This is a genomic window from Salinicola endophyticus, from assembly GCF_040536835.1.
Lineage (GTDB): Bacteria > Pseudomonadota > Gammaproteobacteria > Pseudomonadales > Halomonadaceae > Salinicola > Salinicola endophyticus_A.
The window spans coordinates 3,229,082-3,247,353 of sequence record NZ_CP159578.1; the positions used below are offsets into that span (position 1 = coordinate 3,229,082).

Sequence of the window (18,272 nt, forward strand, 5' to 3'; positions counted from 1 at the left end):
ACCTGCTCAAGCCGAGGCGAAGTGACAGGCGGCGCGGCTGACACCGGTGGTTTCCGCCGTGAGCGCCGGGCGGCTCTCGCGGCACCGCGCCTGGGCCTTGGGGCAGCGCGGATGGAAGGCGCAGCCGCTGGGCGGGTTGCTGGGGTCGGGCATGACGTCGCCCAGGCCTATGTCCGGCACCCCCAGCCCCGGCTCCGGCGTCAGTGCCGAGGCCAGCAGCGCCTGGGTGTAGGGGTGGCGCGGCGCGGCGAAGATCTGCTCGCGGCTGCCCTCCTCGACGATCCGCCCCAGATACATCACCGCGACCCGGTCGACCAGGTGCTCGACTACCGCCAGGTCGTGGCTGATGAATAGATAGGTCAGCCCGAACTCCTGCTTGAGGTCGAGCAGCAGATTGAGAATCTGCGCCTGTACCGAGACATCCAGCGCCGAGGTGGGCTCGTCGCAGATGACGATATCCGGGCGCATGATCAACGCCCGGGCGATCGCCACGCGCTGGCGCTGGCCGCCGGAGAGCTGGCCCGGAAACTGCGCCGCGGCGCGCTGGGGCAGGCCCACCAGATCGAACGTCTCGGCGACCCGCCGGGCCCGCTCGCGCGGGGTGCCGATGCCGTGCACGCGCAGCGGCAGCTCGACGATCGCCGCCACCCGCTTGCGCGGATTGAGCGATGAATAAGGGTCCTGGAAGATCGGTTGGATATGCCGCGCCAGCGCCTTCTGCCCGGCATCCCCCAGCGGGCGACCGTCGACGCGCACCTCGCCGGCGCTGGGCGTCGCCAGCCCCAGCAGCATCTTGGCCAGGGTGCTCTTGCCGCAGCCGGACTCGCCGACCAGACCCATCACTTGGCCGCGCGGGATCGCCAGCGAGACCTCGCTCACCGCCTGCAGCGCACGGCCGCGCTTGAACAGCCCACCACCCAGGGTGTAGCGCTTGGAGAGCGCGCACAGTTCGAGCGCCGGCATGGTATCGATGTCGGTATCGGTGTCGCTGTCTGTCTCGGTGCCTGTATGGGCGCCAGCCTGATCGGCCAGTGCGCCGGGGGACGATAGCGCGTTCATGGGCTCAGCTCCGGTTGGACGACGCGGGTGGCCGCGCGGTGTTCAGCGAAATGGCAGCGCGCCTGATGGGCGCCGGCGAGCTGGCGCAGCTGGGGCGTGCGCTCGCAGCGCGTGGCATCGACTTGGCCCTCGCGCACCAGCGGGCAGCGGTTGCGGAAAGCGCAGCCCTCGACCTCGCCGACCAGGCTCGGCACCACCCCGGGAATCGCCTGCAGGCGGCTGCCGGGCGGGGTCTTTCCGGGTGCCGGAATACAGCTCAAGAGCCCGCGGGTATAGGGATGGCTGGGGTTGGCGTAGAGCGCCTGGGTGGGCGCGGTCTCGATCACTTCACCGGCGTACATCACCGCCACGCGGTCGGCGATCCGCGCCACCACGCCGAGATCGTGAGTGATGAAGATCACCGCGGTGCCCAGCTCCTGCTGCAGCTCGCGCAGCAGCCGCAGGATCTGCGCCTGGATGGTCACATCCAGCGCCGTGGTGGGCTCGTCGGCAATGATCAGGTCGGGATCGCACATCAGCGCCATGGCGATCATCACACGCTGGCGCAGGCCACCGGAGAGCTGGTGCGGATACTGCGCCAGGCGCTCGGCGGCGGCGCTGATACCGACCCGTTCGAGCAGCTCGATGGCACGCTCGCGGGCCTGCCGGCGGTTGCCCAGACGGTGGCGCAGGAACGCCTCGCAGAGCTGATTGCCCAGCGTGTAAGCCGGGTTGAGTGCGGTCATCGGCTCCTGAAAGATCATCGCCATGCGGCGTCCACGCAGCTGGCCGCGTCGCCGCTCGGAGAGCGCCGTCAGTGACTCGCCGTCAAAATCGAGACGCGCGGCGCTGAGCCGGGCGCGCCGCGGCAGCAGCCCCATCAGCGCCAGTGAGGTCATCGACTTGCCGCAGCCGGACTCCCCCACCAGGCACAGCATCTCGCCGCGCTCGACGCTTAAGTCGATACCGCGTACGGCGTGCAGGGTGCCGGCCTCCACCGGCAGGTCGACCCGCAGGTCCTGGACATCGAGCAGTGGCATCAGTGGCGCCCTCCCGGTGCGTTGAGATCGCGCAGTCCGTCACCCAGCAGGTTGATCGCCAGCACCAGCACGAACAGCGCCACGCCGGGAATCGCGATCACCCATGGCTGAAAGAACATGTAGGCCTTGCCCTCGGCGACCATCAGCCCCCAGGAGGGCAGCGGCGGCTGTACGCCCATACCCAGAAACGACAGCGTCGCTTCGAGCAGGATGGCGTGGGCCATCTCCAGGGTGATCACCACGATCAGCGCCCCGGCGATGTTGGGCAGCACCTCGCGCACCAGGATGTAGGGCAGCGAGCAGCCCAGGGTGCGCGCGGCATAGACGTACTCGGCATCGCGCAGCTGCTGGGTCACCGAGCGCGAGACCACCGCGAAGCGGTCCCACAGCAGCAGCCCCAGCAGCACGATCACCGTGGTCAGCGAACCGCCGGTGAGCGAGGCCAGGGCCAGCGCCACCAGCACCACCGGCATCGCCAGTCGGGTGGTGATGATGTAGCTGATGAAGGCATCGACGCGGCCGCCGAAGTAGCCGGCGAGCACACCCAGGGTGGTGCCGATCACGCCCGAGATCAGCGCCGCCACCAACCCGATGATGAGCGAGATGCGGGTGCCGTAGATCAGCCGACTGAGATAGTCGCGCCCCAGCTTGTCGGTGCCCAGCACGTGGTCCCAGCTACCCTTGTCGTGCCAGACCGGCGGCACCATGCGATTGGAGATGTCCTGGAAATAGGGGTCGTGGGGGGCCAGCAGCGGGGCGAACAGCGCGATCAGCACCGCCAGCCCGACGCAGACCAGGCCGATCGCCAGGCCGCGGTGGCCGAACACCTTGCGCGTCACCCGCGACCAGGCCGGGGGCGGCAGCGGTACTTCGCTCAGCGCACGGGCACGGCCGCCGGCGGCGGGTGCCCGCGAGGAGCGCGTCGGGGTCGAAGTCGAAACGGTCATGGCGGGCTCCTCAGCGGGTGCGAATGCGCGGATCGAGCGCCGCGTTGGCGATATCCGCCAGCAGCGTCAGCACGATGTAGAACAGCGCGATGATCAACACCACCGCCTGCACCACCGGGTAGTCATTGCGCGAGATGGCGTCCCAGGCGAGCTGACCCAGCCCGCCGAGGGAGAATACCGACTCGATCACCACCGAGCCGCCGAGCATGAAGCCGAGCTCCACCGCGGCCAGCGCCACCACCGGGATGATGGCGTTGCGCAGGGCGTGCTTGAAGATCACCGCGGTGGTGGAGAGCCCCTTGGCCCGGGCGGTGCGGATATAGTCCGACTCCAGCACCTCGAGCATGCCGGTGCGGGTCAGGCGCATCATCGCCGGGGTGGCGTAGTAGCCGAGCGCGATCGCCGGCAGAATGAAGTGCTCGAGCCCCCCGCTGCCCGCCGCCGGCAGCCACTTGAGGGTGACCGCGAAGACCACGATCAGGGTCAGGCCGAACCAGAAGCTGGGCATCGCCTGCCCCACCACCGCGAACAGCAGCGCCAGGCGGTCGACCCAGCTGTCGCGCTTGAGCGCGGCGACCACCCCGAGCGGGATCGAGATGCACACCGCCAGCCCCAGCGCCAGGCCGCCCAGGGTCAGGGTGATCGGCATGCGCTCGACGATCAGATCGATCACCGTGCTCTGGTAGTAGTAGGAGCGCCCGAAATCGAACTGCAGCGCCCCGCCCAGCCAGTCGAGATACTGGCTCACGATGGGGCGATCGAGCCCGTACTCGGTGCGGATCTGCGCGACCTGTTCGGCGGTCGCCTCCGGCCCGGCGATCGACGTCGCCAGATCCCCCGACAGATGCAGCAGCATGAAGCTGACCACCGAAATGGTCAGTGCCACGCCCAGCGCCACCAGCAGGCGGCGCACGATGAATGTGCCCATAAGCTGAACGCCTCTCCCCGTCTCTCCTGACGCCTGTCGACGCTTGCGTCAACCTGCTCTCGCCACACTTCTCTCGTCACCCGGCGCGTCGCGACAGATGCCGTGCGCCCCGGCAGCGGCCGGGGCGCGGCCTCACGACAGCCGAGTCACTTCCAGCTCGCCTCGGTGAAGCGCGGCAGCTCGTCCGGGTAGGGGGTGAAGTTCAGATCCGAGGTGTAGGCGTAGTAGGTCGAGTAGGAGAACAGCGGCGCCCAGTAGGCCTGCTGGGAGATTCGTGCCAGCGCCTGGCGGTAGTTCTCACGGCGCACCGCGGGGTCCACCGAGGTGTCGGCGGTCTCGAGCCAGGACTCGACTTGCGGGTCCTGCCACAGGTCGTCGGCGCCGCCGCCGAAGTAGACGCTGGTAAAGGCCGAGGCGTCGTTGACCGAGTAGGAGCCCCAGGTCTTGAACGACATGTCGGTGTTGCCACTGCGCTGCTGATCGAGCAGCGCCGCCGAGGTCATGAAGCGCAGATTGGCGCGGATACCCACGTTGCGCAGATCGCCGATCATCGCCTCGGCGTAGTCGCGCTCGCGGTAGGCGTAGAGATCGATCTCGAAGCCGTCCGGATAACCGGCTTCCGCCAGCAGCGCGCGCGCCTTGTCCGGGTCATAGGCGTACTGGACCACGTCCTGGGTCTCGCAGCCGAACTGGGCCGGAAAGCACGGCGCGTAGAGCGGCCGGCTGCCTCCGCGCACGAGATTGTCGGCCATGCCCTGGCGGTTGATGGCGTAGTTGATCGCCTGGCGCACCTTGAGCTTGCTCAGCGGCGAGGCCTCGCGCTTGGCGGCATCGAAGGAAATGTAGCCGACCCGCATGGTCTCGCCGCTGGCCACGGTAATACCCGGCATGCCCTGCATCTGCTCGGCCTGATCCGCGGGCACCCGCCAGATCCAATCCACCTGCCCGGTCATCAGTTGGGCCACGCGGGAGTCCTGATCGGGGATCACCTTGAACTCGATATTGCCGATCTTCGGCTGACCCAGCGGGCTGTCGGCGAAGTAGTCCGGGTTACGCGTGAGCTTGACCCCCTCCCCCGGTTTCACCTCGGTGATGCGATAGGGGCCGGTGCCGATCGGATGCCGGCTGAATTCGGCCAGGCCGACCTTCTGGAAGTACTGATCGGGATAGACCGGCGTCGGCCCGGAGAGATACTCCAGCGCCGCCGGGAACGGCTGCTTGAGATGGAAGCGCACCTGGAAATCACCCAGCTTCTCGACGCTCTCGATCCAGTCGACGTTCTGGCGCGTGACCACCTTGGAGTCGGGCGAGACCACGTAGTTGAAGGTGAACACCACGTCGTCGGCATCGAACGGCTCCCCGTTCTGGAAGGTCACCCCCTGGCGCAGGGTCATGTCCAGGGTGGTGGGGTCGACCCAGTGCCACTCGGTGGCCAGCTGCGGCTGATACTGATTGGTCTGCGGGTCGCGGTAGATCAGGGTATCCCAGGCCAGATGCGAGAGGATCACCCCTTCGCGCACGTTGTTGTGGTAGGGGCTGACGTTCTCCGGTTCGGTATCGGAGGCGTAGACCAGAGTATCGTCGGCCTTGCCGGCCAGAGCGGGCAGCGAGAGGCAGCACAGGGTGGTGCCGACCAGCACGCGATGGAGCACGGTGGTGGAGCGCATATCGACCTCGTCTTGTTGTTACTGTCGTCGTTGATGCTGTCGTCTGTTTATTGGCTGTCGTTTTTAGCTGTCGCCTTGAATGCCTTGATGGGTGCCGTCGGGTGATGAGTCAGAAGCGCCGGCGAGCAAGCCCGCTCGAGATGGCGCTTGAAAATCAAGCTATCGAAGGGAAAAACATGCCACAAGTATCATGTTTCGATGGCATCCTTGCCGTATCGGCAAACCTTAATAAAAACAGGGCAGCAGATCATGGCAAGCTCACATCGCGCGCTGCAGGAGACCGCCCTGCGCTACTTCCTGGCAGTGATCAAGTGGGGTTCCATCAGCGAGGCATCGACCCATCTCAACGTCGCCGCCTCCGCGATCAGCCGTCAGATCACACGGCTCGAGACCGAGCTCGACACCCAGCTGTTCGAGCGCCGCGCCCGCGGCATGATTCCCAGCGCGGCGGGAGAGCTGCTGGCGCTGCATGCGCGGCGCCAGCAGCTGGAGAGCGAGCGTGTGGTGGGCGAGATTCAGGGCCTGCGGGGGCTGCAGCGCGGCACCGTGCGGCTGGCCAGTTCGGAGGGGTTCGCGGTCGATTTTCTGCCCAAGGCGATCGCCGAGTTCCGCCACGCCTACGCCGGCATTCTGTTCCGGCTCAACGTGGCCTCACCCGCCGAGGTGACGCGCCAGGTGCGCGAGGGCGAGGTGGATATCGGGCTCACCTTCAGCCTGGCGCCGCAGCCCGACGTGCGCGTCGAGCATCGCCAGCGCTCACCGATCCTGGCGCTGATGTCTCCGGCGCATCCCCTGGCCGGCAGGCGTCAGCTCAAGCTGGCCCAGTTGCAGCCCCACGCCATGCTGCTACCGCCGCCGGAAACCACCCTGCGCCAGCTGTTCGACATCTGCTGTGGCCAGCAGAATCTGATCTTCACCTCGGTGTTCACCAGCAACTACATCGAGTCGATGCTCAACTGCGCCATCTTCGGCGGCGGCATCGCACTCGCCGGGGAGCTCTCCATCCGCCAGCGGCTGGCGCAGCAGCGGCTGGTGGCGATCCCCATCGTCGACGCCGGCATGGACGCTCGCCATATCGAAGTGCAGACCTTGACCAACCGTACCCTGCCGGCGGCCACGGCGGCCTTCGTAGCGCACCTCAAGCAGGCGATGTCATCACCCGATTGAGGTGGCGCGCTCGAGATTTCAAGCGGCGTGGCACTTCTTGAACTTCCTCCCACTACCGCACGGGCAAGGGTCGTTACGCCCGACATCCTTGAGTGCATTGCGCACCGGCGCCTGGGGCGTGTGGTGGTGATGCTGGCAGTGCGGACCGTGAACGTGGCCATCGGCGGTGTGGTCGTGATCGTGGTCGCAATCGGGACCGTGGACGTGGGGCTGGGTCATGCCGAGTACTCGAGAGAAGGAGGAAGGCGGCGATTATCTCCCATGTCTGCCGCCCCCGCCACGCAGCTGGATTTTTGACGTCTAGGCACTGTCTGAAAAGTACTGCGCTCGCCCATTCAAGCCACCGGCAGTGGCTCGACGGCGAGGCTTCGAAGGCTTCGATATAGGAGACTTCGAGGGTTCGATACAGGAACCTTCGGCCGACACCGAGCGTCCGGATCAGACGATCGCGGACGCTCCGGTGGATGGCTCAGGCGAACAGGAAATCACCGGCATGAAGGTCGCTGGTCGAGGTACCGAGCAGCCGAACGGTGAAATCACCCGCATCGATGACGGTATCGTTGCCCTCTTCATGGCTCGCGGCCAGTACGGCATCCTCATCGGCAAAGATCGAGGGGTCGAACACCAGACTGTCGGTCTCGCCATAGGCCTTGTTGAAATCCTCGACGATTGCCGTCCCGCTGGCGTCGGCGGCGAAAACGAACCGGTCGTCTCCGTGACCGCCGTTCAGCGTGTCGTTGCCCGCCGTGAAGATCAGAACATCGTCGTCGGCCGCGCCGTAGAGGCGATCATCGCCCATACCGCCGGCAAGCACGTCATGGCCATAACCGCCCACCAGCAGGTCATCGCCATCAGTCCCGGAGAGGGTGTCATCACCGCGGCCGCCGAAGACGGCGCTTCCGGACAGCGTGTCATCCGCGTCCGTTCCCTCGACCGCGCTGGTGTAGCGAATATCCTGATCGGACTGGCCGAAGAAGCGCGAGAAGGGGATCGGATCGTAGGTCGTATCTTCCAGATGTGAGGTCTCGACAGCGTAATGACGCGCAGCCTGTCCGGCGCCGAGAATCGTAATCTCCTCGACGTCCGTCAACTGCTTGAGGCCGCTCTCGGCGCTTTCGAGGAACAGCTCGCCCGAGCCGAGCCGATACGCCGTCCAGTCACTCGCGTTACCGTCGAGCCAGACCTCGTCGTGGCCCGCGCCGCCGTCAACGGCGTCGAACCCGGTCGACAGGCGAATCACGTCGTCTCCCCCCATCGTATCGATGAAGTCGTTCGACACCCCGTCGCGGATCTTGTCGTCGAACTCGGTACCGATCAGGAAAGCGGACGCGCCGGCATGACTGGAGACCGGGGTGTCCTTGTCCTCGACCCATACCGACTGGCGCGAGAGTGCCCCCAGATTGGAGACGATGACGACGCTATCGCGATGGGTCAGGTCATAGAAGGCCGAGGTGCCGATACGCGTGGTCGCGTCGGATACCAGCCCTTCGACATGGGCAGCCCAGGAAGCAGGGTTCGTCAGCGAAAATGCCGGGATATAGGTGCTGCCGCTGGCGTAGGCATCATCGAAGAGGATCACATTGTCCGTCGAGCTCGCGAGGTCGTAATCCTGGCCCTCGAGCAGCGGCAGCGTGGGGGCAACGGCATCCTCCAGTGTTGGCTGGTTCCCCGCAGCCCGGTGGACGATGTCATTCTCGGACCCGACATTGATGACCTCGCCACCTTCGTCATAGATCACCGGTGCGGCGTGGCCCACATAGTCGGAATCGGCGAAGAAGCCGTCAGCCAGGCTGTCATTGAAACGCGCCATCACGTTGGTATAGCCGCCGCCCAGGCTATAGCCGGTCACCAGCACGTCATCGCCGCTGAGACCGTTGCCCTGGGCAAAGGACGCCACGGCAGAGAGGAAGGGCTCCATCTGGCTGGCAATCGTGCCGGCGTTGAGCTGCAGATAGTCGGCCACGTCGACGGGAGAATTGGTGCCGACCCAGGAGACGGCGATTCTCGAGAGCTGGCCGTTGTCGTCGTACTCGCCAAACAGATCGACTTCCGGGCCTGTCGGCAGGTCGCCGGTCAAGGGGCTAGTGACCGTGTAGTGGCCGTCGACATTGACAGAATCCGCAGGGAGGCCGAGCTCGTCGGGGGAGATCGCACGCCAGCCATCTGGCAGGCCCCTGTCGACCCGCCCCCCGAGCACGGCGCCGTCAGGGATGATCCGAGTGCTGGTCTCCAGCAGACCGTCCACTGGAATCGTGGCCACCGACGCGATGTTCGAGTAGGCCGCGAGCCGGTGAGTCAAGGTGATGAGCTCGACAGCGTCGGCTCCCGAGTAATCCTTGTAATCGAACATACCCATTGGCAACCTCTCCTGTTTAATTTCGCTTATTTAATATTATCTTTTTGAGAAATTATTGATTTAAAGGAGCACCCTTCTAGCGGCTGTCTGAAAAGTCGACGAGTCAAGACCGGGCCGCGTCGCCAAGGCCACAATCGTCGAAAACTGACCGGTCTCCTGCATGGGCGGGCACAGCGCTTTTCAGGCAGTGTTTAGCGTGCAGCGAGGTGCTGGGTGTCGGAGGCGCAAGCACTATCCCGATTGAAAGCCCTGGTGCTGAAAGGCTCGCGACACCATCCCGAATCATGAAGCGATGCTACCGAGCATTCGAGCTGCCGACGCAACATACGCCGGCGCCCGAATGTAACCAATGGTTAGCGCAATAAAACGGATACTGTCAATCGCAGCCACGGGGCCTTATACCAAAAGACTGGACTTCGGCTATTTATTAGAATACCGACAGATTCAGGCATCACCACGGCGCTATCGGCACGGCGTTATCAACACGAAGTTATCAACACAACGACATCCCGCCCAACGGCGGCACGGTGCAGCCATCCCGACGGCCAGCGATCTTCTCGGCTACTTGAGTTCGATCTCGACGAACACGAACTCCTCGTCGTTGGGGTTGATCACATTGTGCTCGACGCCGCGCTCGCGGTAGTAGGAGACGCCGCTCTCCAGCGTCGAGAAGGTGTGGCCGTCCAGCGTCTCGAGATCGAGCTTGCCGGTGCTCTGGGGTACCACCAGGTAGTCACAGTCGTGCACGTGCCAGCCGGTCTCGGCACCGGGGGCGAAACGCCACTCGGTGACACGCACACGGGCGTTGTCGATCTGGACGCTGGACTGGGCCTGGGGGCGGTCGGTAAACATATGACGAACCTCATGAAAAACGAGTACCGGGCACGGTTGCGTGCCCGGCAAGAGAGTGTAAAGACTGAATGGAAAGACATAGTGTAAAAACTCGGCGCCATCCTACCCGGATAGCGCCTGGGGGTTATGAATCCTAAAACCCCTCGCGGGTCAGAATCGCCCCCTGATCCCCCACCGGGCGGCCGAGGAACTCGAGCAGCGCCGCGGGGCGATTGGTGAAGAAGCCATCGACGCCGTTGTCACGATAGCGGGCAAAATCCGCCGGCTCGTCGACGGTGTAGGCGTGGACCAGCAGGCCGTCGTCATGCGCCAGGCTGACCATCCACGGCGCCGCCAGCTCCATGTAGCTGAACTGACTGCTGAAGGGCCCGTCATGATCGTGCTGCACGGTGGAGGGCCCGACGCCGATGGCACCGTGTGCCTTGGCGACATCGAGCCACGCCTGGTAAGCCGCCGGCGAGGCCACCTGCTGGCGCGCGTAGTAGTCAGCGTCGCTCTCGTCCTCGCCCTGGGGCTCGCTCGGCGCCGCGGCGATACCGCCCTCGCCCAGCCACAGCAGCAGCACCCGCGGCACCTGGGGCATGGTCTCTTCCAGCGCCGCGAGGCTGGCCTTGGAGAAGGTCTGCAGGATGACCCGCGCCTTGCCGTCGGCCACCTTGACCGCGCCATCGCCGGCCGGAGCCCAGGCGCCGGCGCCCTCCCCCAGCCAGCCGCGCGCCGTGAGCTTGTCGCGCAGATCGCGCTCGATCCCGGGGAACTGCTCCGGCACCTTGGTCTCGATGTAGAGCCCGGGATGGTTGGCGCCGCCCTCGGCGATATCGATCACCTCGTCAAGGGTCAGGATCTTGAGCCCGGCATAGGCGTCGCGGGCCCGCTCGGGGTAGCGCGCATTGAACCAGCTACCGGCATCGAGCTGCTTGAGCTCGGCCAGGGTGAAGGCGGAGATTGGCGCATCGGCGCGCTCGGGGAAGACCTCGGCGACGTTGGTGTTGCGCCCCAGGGTGTTGTCGTGGAAGGCCACCAGCTGGCCATCGCGGGTGCGCTGCAGGTCGAGTTCGAGGTAATCCGCGCCCAGATCGCGGGCCAGCAGATAGGCCGGCCGGGTCGACTCGGGGGCCTGATAAGAGGCACCACGATGCGCGATCACCGCATTGCAGGGTACCGGCACCTTGGCGCAAAGCGTCGCCCCCGGCGTGGCGGATTGGGCCACGGCGAGCGGCGCCATGCTCGCGCCCAGACTCAGGCTCAGCGCGCCCAGGGCCAGGGCGGATCTCCAGCGAATCGACATATGATGTTCTCCTTGTTTGATTCCTCGTCACGAGGCACGGCGCGCGTCCGACAGATCCTCTTGTAGACCCTCTAGTGTAGCGCTTCACCACGGCCGCGTTGGCGGCGAAACGAGACCGGGATAGCGGCGGACGCAGACATACGTTAAGCTGCCGGCCATCGCCATGACCTGTCTGGCCGTCGTCACGCGAAGCGGATAACTCTGACGACCCATCTGATCGGCGCCTCACCGGCGCACCTGCCAGCACTGGCTTTTCCCCGGCAGCGCGTAGCCGCTTCGCTACGCCATCCGCCGCGACCTAGAGATTACCGAATGTCTTTTGATTCACTGGGCCTGAGCGCCCCGTTGCTGAAAGCCGTGGCCGAAGAAGGCTACGACACCCCCTCCCCGATTCAGGCCCAGGCCATCCCTGCCGTACTCGACGGCCGTGACGTGATGGCCGCGGCGCAGACCGGCACCGGCAAGACCGCCGGCTTCACCCTGCCGATTCTGCAGCGTCTTTCCCAAGCCCAGCGCCCCAACGGCCGCCCGGTGCGTGCGCTGATCCTGACCCCGACCCGCGAACTGGCGGCCCAGGTCGGCGAAAGCGTCGAGACCTACGGCAAGCATCTGCCGCTAACCAGCGCCGTGGTCTTCGGCGGGGTCAAGATCAACCCGCAGATCGCCAAGCTGAAGTCCGGCGTGGACATTCTTGTGGCCACCCCCGGGCGTCTGCTCGACCTGCACCAGCAGAAGGCAGTGTCGTTCGAAGCGCTGGAAGTCCTGGTGCTCGACGAAGCCGACCGCATGCTCGACATGGGCTTCATCCACGATATCCGCCGCATCCTCAAGGTGCTGCCGGCGAAGCGCCAGAACCTGCTGTTCTCGGCCACCTTCTCCCAGGATATCCGCAACCTGGCCAAGAGCATCGTCAACGACCCGGTGGAGGTCTCGGTGACCCCGCGCAATACCGCGGCGGCCACGGTGACCCAGTGGGTGCACCCGGTGGACAAGAGCCGCAAGCCGGCGCTGCTGTCGCACCTGATCGAGACCCACCAGTGGCAGCAGGTGCTGGTCTTCACCCGTACCAAGCACGGCGCCAACCGCCTGACCAAGTATCTCGAAGGCCAGGGCATCGAAGCCGCGGCGATCCACGGCAACAAGAGCCAGAACGCACGCACCAAGGCGTTGGCCGATTTCAAGAACGGTGATGTCCGCGCGCTGGTAGCGACCGATATCGCCGCCCGCGGTCTGGATATCGACCAGCTGCCGCAGGTGGTCAACTTCGAGCTGCCCAACGTGCCGGAGGATTACGTCCACCGTATCGGGCGTACCGGACGCGCCGGGGCCAGCGGCCAGGCGGTCTCGCTGGTGAGTCTGGACGAGAAGAAGGAGCTGGCCGGCATCGAGCGGCTGATCAGCCAGCGTCTGGAGAGCCAGACGGTGAGCGGCTTCGAGCCGACGCCGGGCGGCGGCCCCAAGGTCGACGAGAACGAAGGTCGCCCGGCGCGTCCGCCGCGCCGCCAGGGCGGTGGCCGTAACGGCTCCGGGCCGCAGCGCAGCGGCGGCGGTCAGCGCAGTGCCAACAGCCAGCGCCAGAACGGCGAACCGCGCGGCAACGACAACCGTAGCAACGACAATCGTAGCGGCGAGAACCGCGGCAACGAGTCGACCGCACCGCGGCGTCGCCGCTCGCGGGGCGGCCGGGGTCGCGGCAGCGGCAATGGCGGCGCGGCTAGCGGTAACCGCTGAGCCCTACGCTAGACGCTAAACCCTAGATGCTAAACCACAGACGCCACCGCACTTGCGGTGGCGTCTGCGTTTCGGGCCCGGTATGGAGGTATGAAAGTAGGGATGAGCGGATCGCGAGCGCCGGGTAACGGCGGCTCGTCCACTCACTCCAGTACGATCAGCCGGTTGGGCAGCTCGTTGCGCTCATGGGTCGCCGGCAGGTGAACCTTGAGACGCTCACCGCAGGCCTCGATACAGTCGAGGAAGCCCGCGAGCGTGCGCCCGCCCTGCACCTGCGCGGTGAAGCGCGCGACGATCTGCCCCCACTCGCTGTCGTCGAGGCGCTGGGAGATGCCGTGGTCAACCAGGATCTCCACGTAACGCTCCGCCTCCGAGACGAAGATCAGCATGCCGGTGCCGGCTTCGGTACGGTGCAGGTTCTGCTCCAGGAACTGCCGCCGGGCCAGATTGGCCGCGCGCCAGAAGCGCACCCGACGCGGGACCAGCCGGGTCATCAGCGGCGGCCAGCGAAACGCCAGCGCCAGTAGGCTGAACAGCACCCACTGCACCAGCAGCAGCGACCAGGCGCCGAAGCCGGCGATCAGCCCCAGCCAGCTGGCCACCACCGCCACGGCCCCCGGCACCAGCAGCGCCGCCAGCCCGGCCCACAGCAGCGGAATATAGGTGTAGTCATCCGCCTGGCGCGCCAGCACGGTGACGATCTCGGCGTCGGTATCGCGTTCGATGCGGGTGATCGCCTCGCCTACCTGCTGCCGCTCGCGTTCATTGAGTAGCGTCATCTGCCATCGCCTCGCTCGTTACCAGCCACCGGAGGCGCCACCGCCCCCGAACCCGCCACCACCACCACTGAAGCCACCGCCGCCGCCGCCAAAGCTGCCGCCGCCGAAGCCACCACCCAGGCCGCCGCCCAGCAGCACGCCGCCCATGGCGCCACGCCGACGCCGCCGGCGACTCCCCCCGCCGCCACCGCCTCCGCCGCCACGCACGATCAGCATGACGATGAAGAACAGCAGTCCGAACCAGATCCCGGCGCCGCCCAGGTGGTGCGACTCGTCACGCTGGGGCTTGGGCGTGCTGGCGCGGGCTCCCGGGTCGCCGCCCAGGGTCTGGATGATCGCCCGGCTGGCGTCGACGATGCCGGCAGCGAACTGGCCCTGCTTGAACGCCGGCAGCAGCACCTGATTGATGATCCGCGAGGACTCGGCATCGGTCAGCCGGCCCTCGAGCCCGTAGCCGACCTCGATCCGCGCCTTGCGCTCGGCCATCGCCACGATCAGCAGCGCGCCGTTGTCCTCGCCCTTCTGGCCGATGCCCCAATGGCGCCCCAGCTGATAGCCGTATTGCTCGATGGTTTCGCCCTGGAGATCGGGCAGCGTGACCACCACCACCTGCTCGCCGGTGGCCTCTTCATGCGCTTTCAGCATCGCGTCGAGCTGGCTCGTGGTGCCGGCATCGAGCAGCTTGGCGTTGTCCACCACGCGCCCGGTGAGTTCGGGGAAATCCGGCGCTGCCACCGCGACCGCGGCGAACAGCGCCAGCCAGACGGCGAGTGTCAGCGAGATCGCGTGTCGCATGGGCGCGCTCCTGTGGCAGTGAGAAAGGCGGGCTCGAACGTCCACCGGCACCTCAGAACTTGACCTGGGGTGCCTGGTCGGCATTCGGGCTGGTCGCCTCGAAGGTCTCGCGGATCGGCATGTCGCTGTAGAGCAAGCTGTGCCAGATCTTGCCCGGGAAGGTGCGAATCTCGGTGTTGTAGGCCTGCACCGCCTGGATGAAGTCGCGCCGCGCCACGGCGATACGATTCTCGGTCCCTTCTAGCTGCGACTGCAGGGCCAGGAAGTTCTGGTTGGACTTGAGTTCGGGATAGCGCTCGGAGACCGCCATCAGCCGGCTCAGCGCCCCGGTCAGCTGGCTCTGGGCCTGCTCGAAGCGCTTGAGCGTCTGCGGGTCGTTGAGGGTATCGGCATCGACCTGGATCGAGGTCGCCTTGGCGCGCGCCTCGGTCACCGCGGTCAGCGTCTCCTTCTCCTGCTGGGCGTAGCCCCTCACCGTCTCGACCAGATTGGGGATCAGATCCGCCCGGCGCTGGTACTGGTTCTCCACCTGGGCCCAGGCCGACTTCACCTTCTCGTCCAGGGTCGGGATGTTATTGACGCCGCAGCCCGACAGGGCCAGCACCAGACACAAAAGTGCCAGCCAGCGCCACGAGTAGGCCACGGCGAAACGACGGGGATCAGCAGGATGGGACATGAGACACGCTCTCGCAGACAGATCAGGAAAGGATCAGGGATAAGGAGGCCCTACCGTACCCGCGGCAGCGGGCGCTGTACATCTCGCCAACTCATTCACGCCGATCCTCTGCGTCGGCCTCACGAATAAACGCAGCAAGCCGGGCCAGTTCAGCATCGTCGGCACGCTGGTAGTCGTGAGAGGAGAGATACCCCTCGTAGCGCTCGAAATACTTGTCCACCCGCGATTCGATCGGCTGAAAGCCCGCATCGGCGCCGGTACCGTGCATGGGAAACAGCTTGGCGTGGAGATGATCGACGCCGTAGCCCTCGAAGAACATGCCGCAGCGGGCCACGCCCGCCAGCGCGCGATCCAGCCGCCTGGCCACCTGTTTGGTCGCCACGATCAGCTCACGCAGCACCGCGTCTTCCTGTTCGAAGGCATAGCTACCGTGATGCGCCTTGGGGATCACCACGCTGAAACCACGGGTATTGGGGAATATGGAGAGAAAAGCGAGATGCCGCTCATCCTCCCAGATCCGATGACAGGGCGCCCGCCCGGCTACCATGTCACAAAAGAGACAGCTCATAAGGGTTTTAGTCCTTTTATCTTGGCGTGAACGCGCCAATCATCTAATGATGAGGGTCCCTACAGCCACCTACAAACCTTGTCTTGCCCTTTCTATTGCAGATTTGACCGCCGACAAAGCTTGAGGACTATTCTTCCAGCAAGTGGTTCCAAGCATTGACGCCACTCTCTCAGCAATTTCTTTTGGCTCATAGCTGGCTAGTTCAGAAAAAGAACCTATACCTATCTCCTCAAAACGTTTCACTATCTTAGGCCCAACACCCTTCACTTCGAGCAGAGCAACTCTTTCTAATTCACTGAAGGCCATTCTGAGATTCCTCAAAACACATGGCGCAAAACTTTGGGGCAATCTTGGAGACACAAAGCGGGAAAAATTGTTCGACAACAGCTTCTGACCATACATTATTCGCAATGGCTACAAAGCCTGAAAACCTTTGTGACCCTCCCCTTGTTTCTACACATCCTACGCGACTAATGCAGGGGCAATTTCAATGACCAAGCGCCCAGCATCCATCCACATCATTGCTCTTGGACGAAAAGCTACTGGCGATACCAGAGGCAAATCTCTTTAGCTCCTTACGTCTTGGCATACAGACGACGTTGCCTTGCGCCTGAATTAGACCTCATGCCGATCCGCCGGATGATTGACGCCGTCGCTGGTCGTAACATTGGGGATGGCAAAAGGGTTAACGCCTTCAAGGCAGCCTACGTTGTAACCATACTCACTAGGGTTGGAGCGGCGCTGATGATGCGTATAGATGCCACAATTAGAGCAAAAATAGTGCTTGGCAGTGAGCGTATTGAATTGGTAGAGCTTCAGATTCTCGGCGCCTTGCAGAACGCGAATGCCGTTTAAAGACACAGATGCAACGATCGCGCCTCTGCGTCGGCACATGGAGCAATCACAGCGACGCGGATTTACCACGCCATCAGGAAGGCTCAACTCCAGTACCACCGAGCCACAGTGACATGACGCTCTGTGCTTGGTTTGTATCTGAACTCCACCGACTTCCTTGAACATCGAAAGCTTCTCCTATGATGTCTAACGCCGTGCTCTGGGGCAGACCGAAATGCAGAGTAAGTTTGTCGCTAGCAGTACCTTGTTATACCTTGCCTACACCAAACCACGATTTAAACTTTGAACCCCATTTTTTCTCATAGAATGGCTTGGTTTGATTTATAAAGTACTGACTGAGACCTGAATCACCTCCATTGACGCTATAGAGATCAACAGGCTCGCCTTCAGGAGCGGTATCGCCAGCTACGTTGCCAGCCTCCCTCATGACCTTTTCAATAGCACCATCTGCCTCAATGCCAACTATTAGATGTGGCTTCTCATCAACAGATGTGTCATGCATGAGTGCCAGATAAGCTTTTTTAACATTGCCATGCTTTGCCAATAGTTGGGTAAGTGAGTCAACCATCTTTGAAGGGTAATTAGAAGGCTGCCCCAGCAGCACCTTAGTTTCTTTCTCTACCACTCTCTGGGATGGAGCCTGACTGATACCAACAGATAACAAATGTGCAATTTCTTCAGGATAAAATTCTTTACCATAGTTTGACTTGGGGTTAAGGAATAGCGTAGCCCCTTGCGTCATTTCGAAAAAAGAACGAACTGGCAAGGCCAAATATGACTCTTCATCGTTGATTGATTTTCGCAATACTTCTAGCGAGGAAAAGAACGGAATTACAGGTGAGCCATCCGCCCTCTCCCAATGCTGTATTTGAACTTTACTACCGGCTTCGAGATTCACCTCTCCGTCTGTACCTGGCGCTCCAGTCGTACCAAGCAAAAACACTTGTGATCTTAGTAGGACTTCACAAAACTGTGGTCGATGGGCTGGTTCGTCAGCAGCCAACCTTAAAATCTCTTCTAGTTCATTTTCTTCGTCTATTTTCACGACTCTTCCTTTATGCATAACGCGAAGCGCACCGGTGGCCTTTACAGAGCCAAGCGGCGTAAAGGACAAGCGCGTGGTGCGTATTATCAAATGGAACCGGGCACTATGGTAGATTGATGATGCAAAATTTGCCAACGCCCATTTCTCTTTGCCCAAATAGAGCTTCTATAGGCTAGCTCCCGAGCTGATTTTACCGACCGATATGTCACTAAAACATGCTCACCTCCCAACGGTTTGAACTCAAAATCACTGAGCTGATAGGTGGCGGTGCTAGAAGTGTTAGTGCTATCTACTACGTCGCGTTTACGGATCACCATTCCTGAGCTACCAAACTCAAGAAAATCATCTGAAAGTAATTCCTGAAGACGAGCAGCATTCTTTTGGGTGCTGGGATCTACCAGCTCCATTTCTAAAGATTCGATTTCTCGGAAAGCGTCCCTTTCTATTTCCATTTAACACCTTAATTTGCGGCGGGCGTTAACGAGTTGAGGTGTGGCGGTATTTACCTGACAGTCGGCCGCTGAAAAGCAAAGTGGCCAT

19 protein-coding genes are annotated in these 18,272 nt (G+C 63.5%); 2 read left to right on the top strand and 17 right to left on the bottom strand.

Translation table 11 applies throughout. The features are described 5' to 3' along the window. Nucleotides 1-6: 6 nt before the first annotated feature. The 5 genes from ABV408_RS14685 to ABV408_RS14705 form a co-directional block, all read right to left on the bottom strand. Nucleotides 7-1,059 (bottom strand): oligopeptide/dipeptide ABC transporter ATP-binding protein, encoded by a 1,053-nt coding sequence (locus ABV408_RS14685; protein WP_353979646.1) that lies wholly within the window; start codon nt 1,057-1,059, stop codon nt 7-9. Then, entirely contained in the window at nt 1,056-2,078 is a 1,023-nt protein-coding gene (locus tag ABV408_RS14690) for an ABC transporter ATP-binding protein (protein ID WP_353979647.1), read from the bottom strand. The genes ABV408_RS14685 and ABV408_RS14690 overlap by 4 nt, the downstream gene beginning before the upstream one ends. Continuing rightward, nucleotides 2,078-3,025, bottom strand: coding sequence for an ABC transporter permease (locus ABV408_RS14695; RefSeq protein ID WP_353979648.1), 948 nt, complete (start codon nt 3,023-3,025; stop codon nt 2,078-2,080). Before ABV408_RS14695 ends, ABV408_RS14690 begins: the two co-directional genes overlap by 1 nt. A 10-nt stretch (nt 3,026-3,035) precedes the next feature. Beyond that, the gene (locus ABV408_RS14700; RefSeq protein ID WP_353979649.1) at nt 3,036-3,953 is read right to left on the bottom strand and encodes an ABC transporter permease; all 918 of its coding nucleotides are present in this window, start codon (nt 3,951-3,953) and stop codon (nt 3,036-3,038) included. A gap of 146 nt (nt 3,954-4,099) precedes the next feature. Next, on the bottom strand, nt 4,100-5,620 hold the full coding sequence (locus tag ABV408_RS14705; RefSeq protein ID WP_353979650.1) for an ABC transporter substrate-binding protein: 1,521 nt from the start codon (nt 5,618-5,620) through the stop codon (nt 4,100-4,102). 249 nt (nt 5,621-5,869) lie between these two features. Here ABV408_RS14705 and ABV408_RS14710 point away from each other — a divergent pair, with 249 nt between their 5' ends. Beyond that, complete coding sequence (locus tag ABV408_RS14710) at nt 5,870-6,787, top strand: LysR family transcriptional regulator (RefSeq protein ID WP_353979651.1); 918 nt, start codon at nt 5,870-5,872, stop codon at nt 6,785-6,787. An 18-nt stretch (nt 6,788-6,805) separates the two neighbouring features. Here ABV408_RS14710 and ABV408_RS14715 read toward each other — a convergent pair whose 3' ends face one another. From ABV408_RS14715 to ABV408_RS14730, 4 genes are all read right to left on the bottom strand, one after another. Next, a complete protein-coding gene (locus tag ABV408_RS14715; RefSeq protein WP_353979652.1) occupies nt 6,806-7,006 on the bottom strand; it encodes an SEC-C metal-binding domain-containing protein in 201 nt (66 codons plus the stop codon). A gap of 250 nt (nt 7,007-7,256) precedes the next feature. Next, nucleotides 7,257-9,143 (bottom strand): calcium-binding protein, encoded by a 1,887-nt coding sequence (locus ABV408_RS14720; protein WP_353979653.1) that lies wholly within the window; start codon nt 9,141-9,143, stop codon nt 7,257-7,259. A 561-nt stretch (nt 9,144-9,704) separates the two neighbouring features. After that, entirely contained in the window at nt 9,705-9,995 is a 291-nt protein-coding gene (locus ABV408_RS14725) for a cupin domain-containing protein (protein WP_353979654.1), read from the bottom strand. Between the two features lie 133 nt (nt 9,996-10,128). Next, nucleotides 10,129-11,283 (bottom strand): glycerophosphodiester phosphodiesterase, encoded by a 1,155-nt coding sequence (locus ABV408_RS14730; RefSeq protein ID WP_353979655.1) that lies wholly within the window; start codon nt 11,281-11,283, stop codon nt 10,129-10,131. 312 nt (nt 11,284-11,595) lie between these two features. Here ABV408_RS14730 and ABV408_RS14735 point away from each other — a divergent pair, with 312 nt between their 5' ends. After that, nucleotides 11,596-13,014 carry a DEAD/DEAH box helicase gene (locus tag ABV408_RS14735; RefSeq protein ID WP_353979656.1) on the top strand — a complete coding sequence of 473 codons (1,419 nt, stop codon included), beginning with the start codon at nt 11,596-11,598 and terminating at the stop codon, nt 13,012-13,014. 143 nt (nt 13,015-13,157) lie between these two features. On the opposite strand, the gene ABV408_RS14740 is transcribed toward ABV408_RS14735, so the two are convergent. From ABV408_RS14740 to ABV408_RS14775, 8 genes are all read right to left on the bottom strand, one after another. Then, nucleotides 13,158-13,793 (bottom strand): TPM domain-containing protein, encoded by a 636-nt coding sequence (locus tag ABV408_RS14740; RefSeq protein ID WP_353979657.1) that lies wholly within the window; start codon nt 13,791-13,793, stop codon nt 13,158-13,160. Between the two features lie 18 nt (nt 13,794-13,811). After that, nucleotides 13,812-14,588 carry a TPM domain-containing protein gene (locus ABV408_RS14745; RefSeq protein WP_353979658.1) on the bottom strand — a complete coding sequence of 259 codons (777 nt, stop codon included), beginning with the start codon at nt 14,586-14,588 and terminating at the stop codon, nt 13,812-13,814. Nucleotides 14,589-14,640: 52 nt separating this feature from the next. Continuing rightward, nucleotides 14,641-15,264 (bottom strand): LemA family protein, encoded by a 624-nt coding sequence (locus tag ABV408_RS14750; protein ID WP_353979659.1) that lies wholly within the window; start codon nt 15,262-15,264, stop codon nt 14,641-14,643. A 91-nt stretch (nt 15,265-15,355) separates the two neighbouring features. Beyond that, nucleotides 15,356-15,832 carry an HIT family protein gene (locus ABV408_RS14755; RefSeq protein ID WP_353979660.1) on the bottom strand — a complete coding sequence of 159 codons (477 nt, stop codon included), beginning with the start codon at nt 15,830-15,832 and terminating at the stop codon, nt 15,356-15,358. Nucleotides 15,833-15,901: 69 nt separating this feature from the next. Next, nucleotides 15,902-16,138 carry a helix-hairpin-helix domain-containing protein gene (locus ABV408_RS14760; RefSeq protein ID WP_353979661.1) on the bottom strand — a complete coding sequence of 79 codons (237 nt, stop codon included), beginning with the start codon at nt 16,136-16,138 and terminating at the stop codon, nt 15,902-15,904. Between the two features lie 309 nt (nt 16,139-16,447). Continuing rightward, nucleotides 16,448-16,852, bottom strand: a complete 405-nt coding sequence (locus ABV408_RS14765; protein WP_353979662.1) for a GFA family protein — start codon at nt 16,850-16,852, stop codon at nt 16,448-16,450. A gap of 82 nt (nt 16,853-16,934) precedes the next feature. Continuing rightward, a complete protein-coding gene (gene sseB, locus ABV408_RS14770) occupies nt 16,935-17,732 on the bottom strand; it encodes an enhanced serine sensitivity protein SseB (RefSeq protein ID WP_353979663.1) in 798 nt (265 codons plus the stop codon). An 86-nt stretch (nt 17,733-17,818) separates the two neighbouring features. After that, nucleotides 17,819-18,184 carry a nuclear transport factor 2 family protein gene (locus tag ABV408_RS14775; RefSeq protein ID WP_353979664.1) on the bottom strand — a complete coding sequence of 122 codons (366 nt, stop codon included), beginning with the start codon at nt 18,182-18,184 and terminating at the stop codon, nt 17,819-17,821. Between the last annotated feature and the right edge of the window lie 88 nt (nt 18,185-18,272).

Coding starts and splice junctions, on each gene's coding strand:
- ABV408_RS14685 (WP_353979646.1), bottom strand. CDS start 1,059: ATGAACGCGCTATCGTCCCCCGGCGCACTGGCCGATCAGGCTGGCGCC.
- ABV408_RS14690 (WP_353979647.1), bottom strand. CDS start 2,078: ATGCCACTGCTCGATGTCCAGGACCTGCGGGTCGACCTGCCGGTGGAG.
- ABV408_RS14695 (WP_353979648.1), bottom strand. CDS start 3,025: ATGACCGTTTCGACTTCGACCCCGACGCGCTCCTCGCGGGCACCCGCC.
- ABV408_RS14700 (WP_353979649.1), bottom strand. CDS start 3,953: ATGGGCACATTCATCGTGCGCCGCCTGCTGGTGGCGCTGGGCGTGGCA.
- ABV408_RS14705 (WP_353979650.1), bottom strand. CDS start 5,620: ATGCGCTCCACCACCGTGCTCCATCGCGTGCTGGTCGGCACCACCCTG.
- ABV408_RS14710 (WP_353979651.1), top strand. CDS start 5,870: ATGGCAAGCTCACATCGCGCGCTGCAGGAGACCGCCCTGCGCTACTTC.
- ABV408_RS14715 (WP_353979652.1), bottom strand. CDS start 7,006: ATGACCCAGCCCCACGTCCACGGTCCCGATTGCGACCACGATCACGAC.
- ABV408_RS14720 (WP_353979653.1), bottom strand. CDS start 9,143: ATGGGTATGTTCGATTACAAGGATTACTCGGGAGCCGACGCTGTCGAG.
- ABV408_RS14725 (WP_353979654.1), bottom strand. CDS start 9,995: ATGTTTACCGACCGCCCCCAGGCCCAGTCCAGCGTCCAGATCGACAAC.
- ABV408_RS14730 (WP_353979655.1), bottom strand. CDS start 11,283: ATGTCGATTCGCTGGAGATCCGCCCTGGCCCTGGGCGCGCTGAGCCTG.
- ABV408_RS14735 (WP_353979656.1), top strand. CDS start 11,596: ATGTCTTTTGATTCACTGGGCCTGAGCGCCCCGTTGCTGAAAGCCGTG.
- ABV408_RS14740 (WP_353979657.1), bottom strand. CDS start 13,793: ATGACGCTACTCAATGAACGCGAGCGGCAGCAGGTAGGCGAGGCGATC.
- ABV408_RS14745 (WP_353979658.1), bottom strand. CDS start 14,588: ATGCGACACGCGATCTCGCTGACACTCGCCGTCTGGCTGGCGCTGTTC.
- ABV408_RS14750 (WP_353979659.1), bottom strand. CDS start 15,264: ATGTCCCATCCTGCTGATCCCCGTCGTTTCGCCGTGGCCTACTCGTGG.
- ABV408_RS14755 (WP_353979660.1), bottom strand. CDS start 15,832: ATGAGCTGTCTCTTTTGTGACATGGTAGCCGGGCGGGCGCCCTGTCAT.
- ABV408_RS14760 (WP_353979661.1), bottom strand. CDS start 16,138: ATGGCCTTCAGTGAATTAGAAAGAGTTGCTCTGCTCGAAGTGAAGGGT.
- ABV408_RS14765 (WP_353979662.1), bottom strand. CDS start 16,852: ATGTTCAAGGAAGTCGGTGGAGTTCAGATACAAACCAAGCACAGAGCG.
- ABV408_RS14775 (WP_353979664.1), bottom strand. CDS start 18,184: ATGGAAATAGAAAGGGACGCTTTCCGAGAAATCGAATCTTTAGAAATG.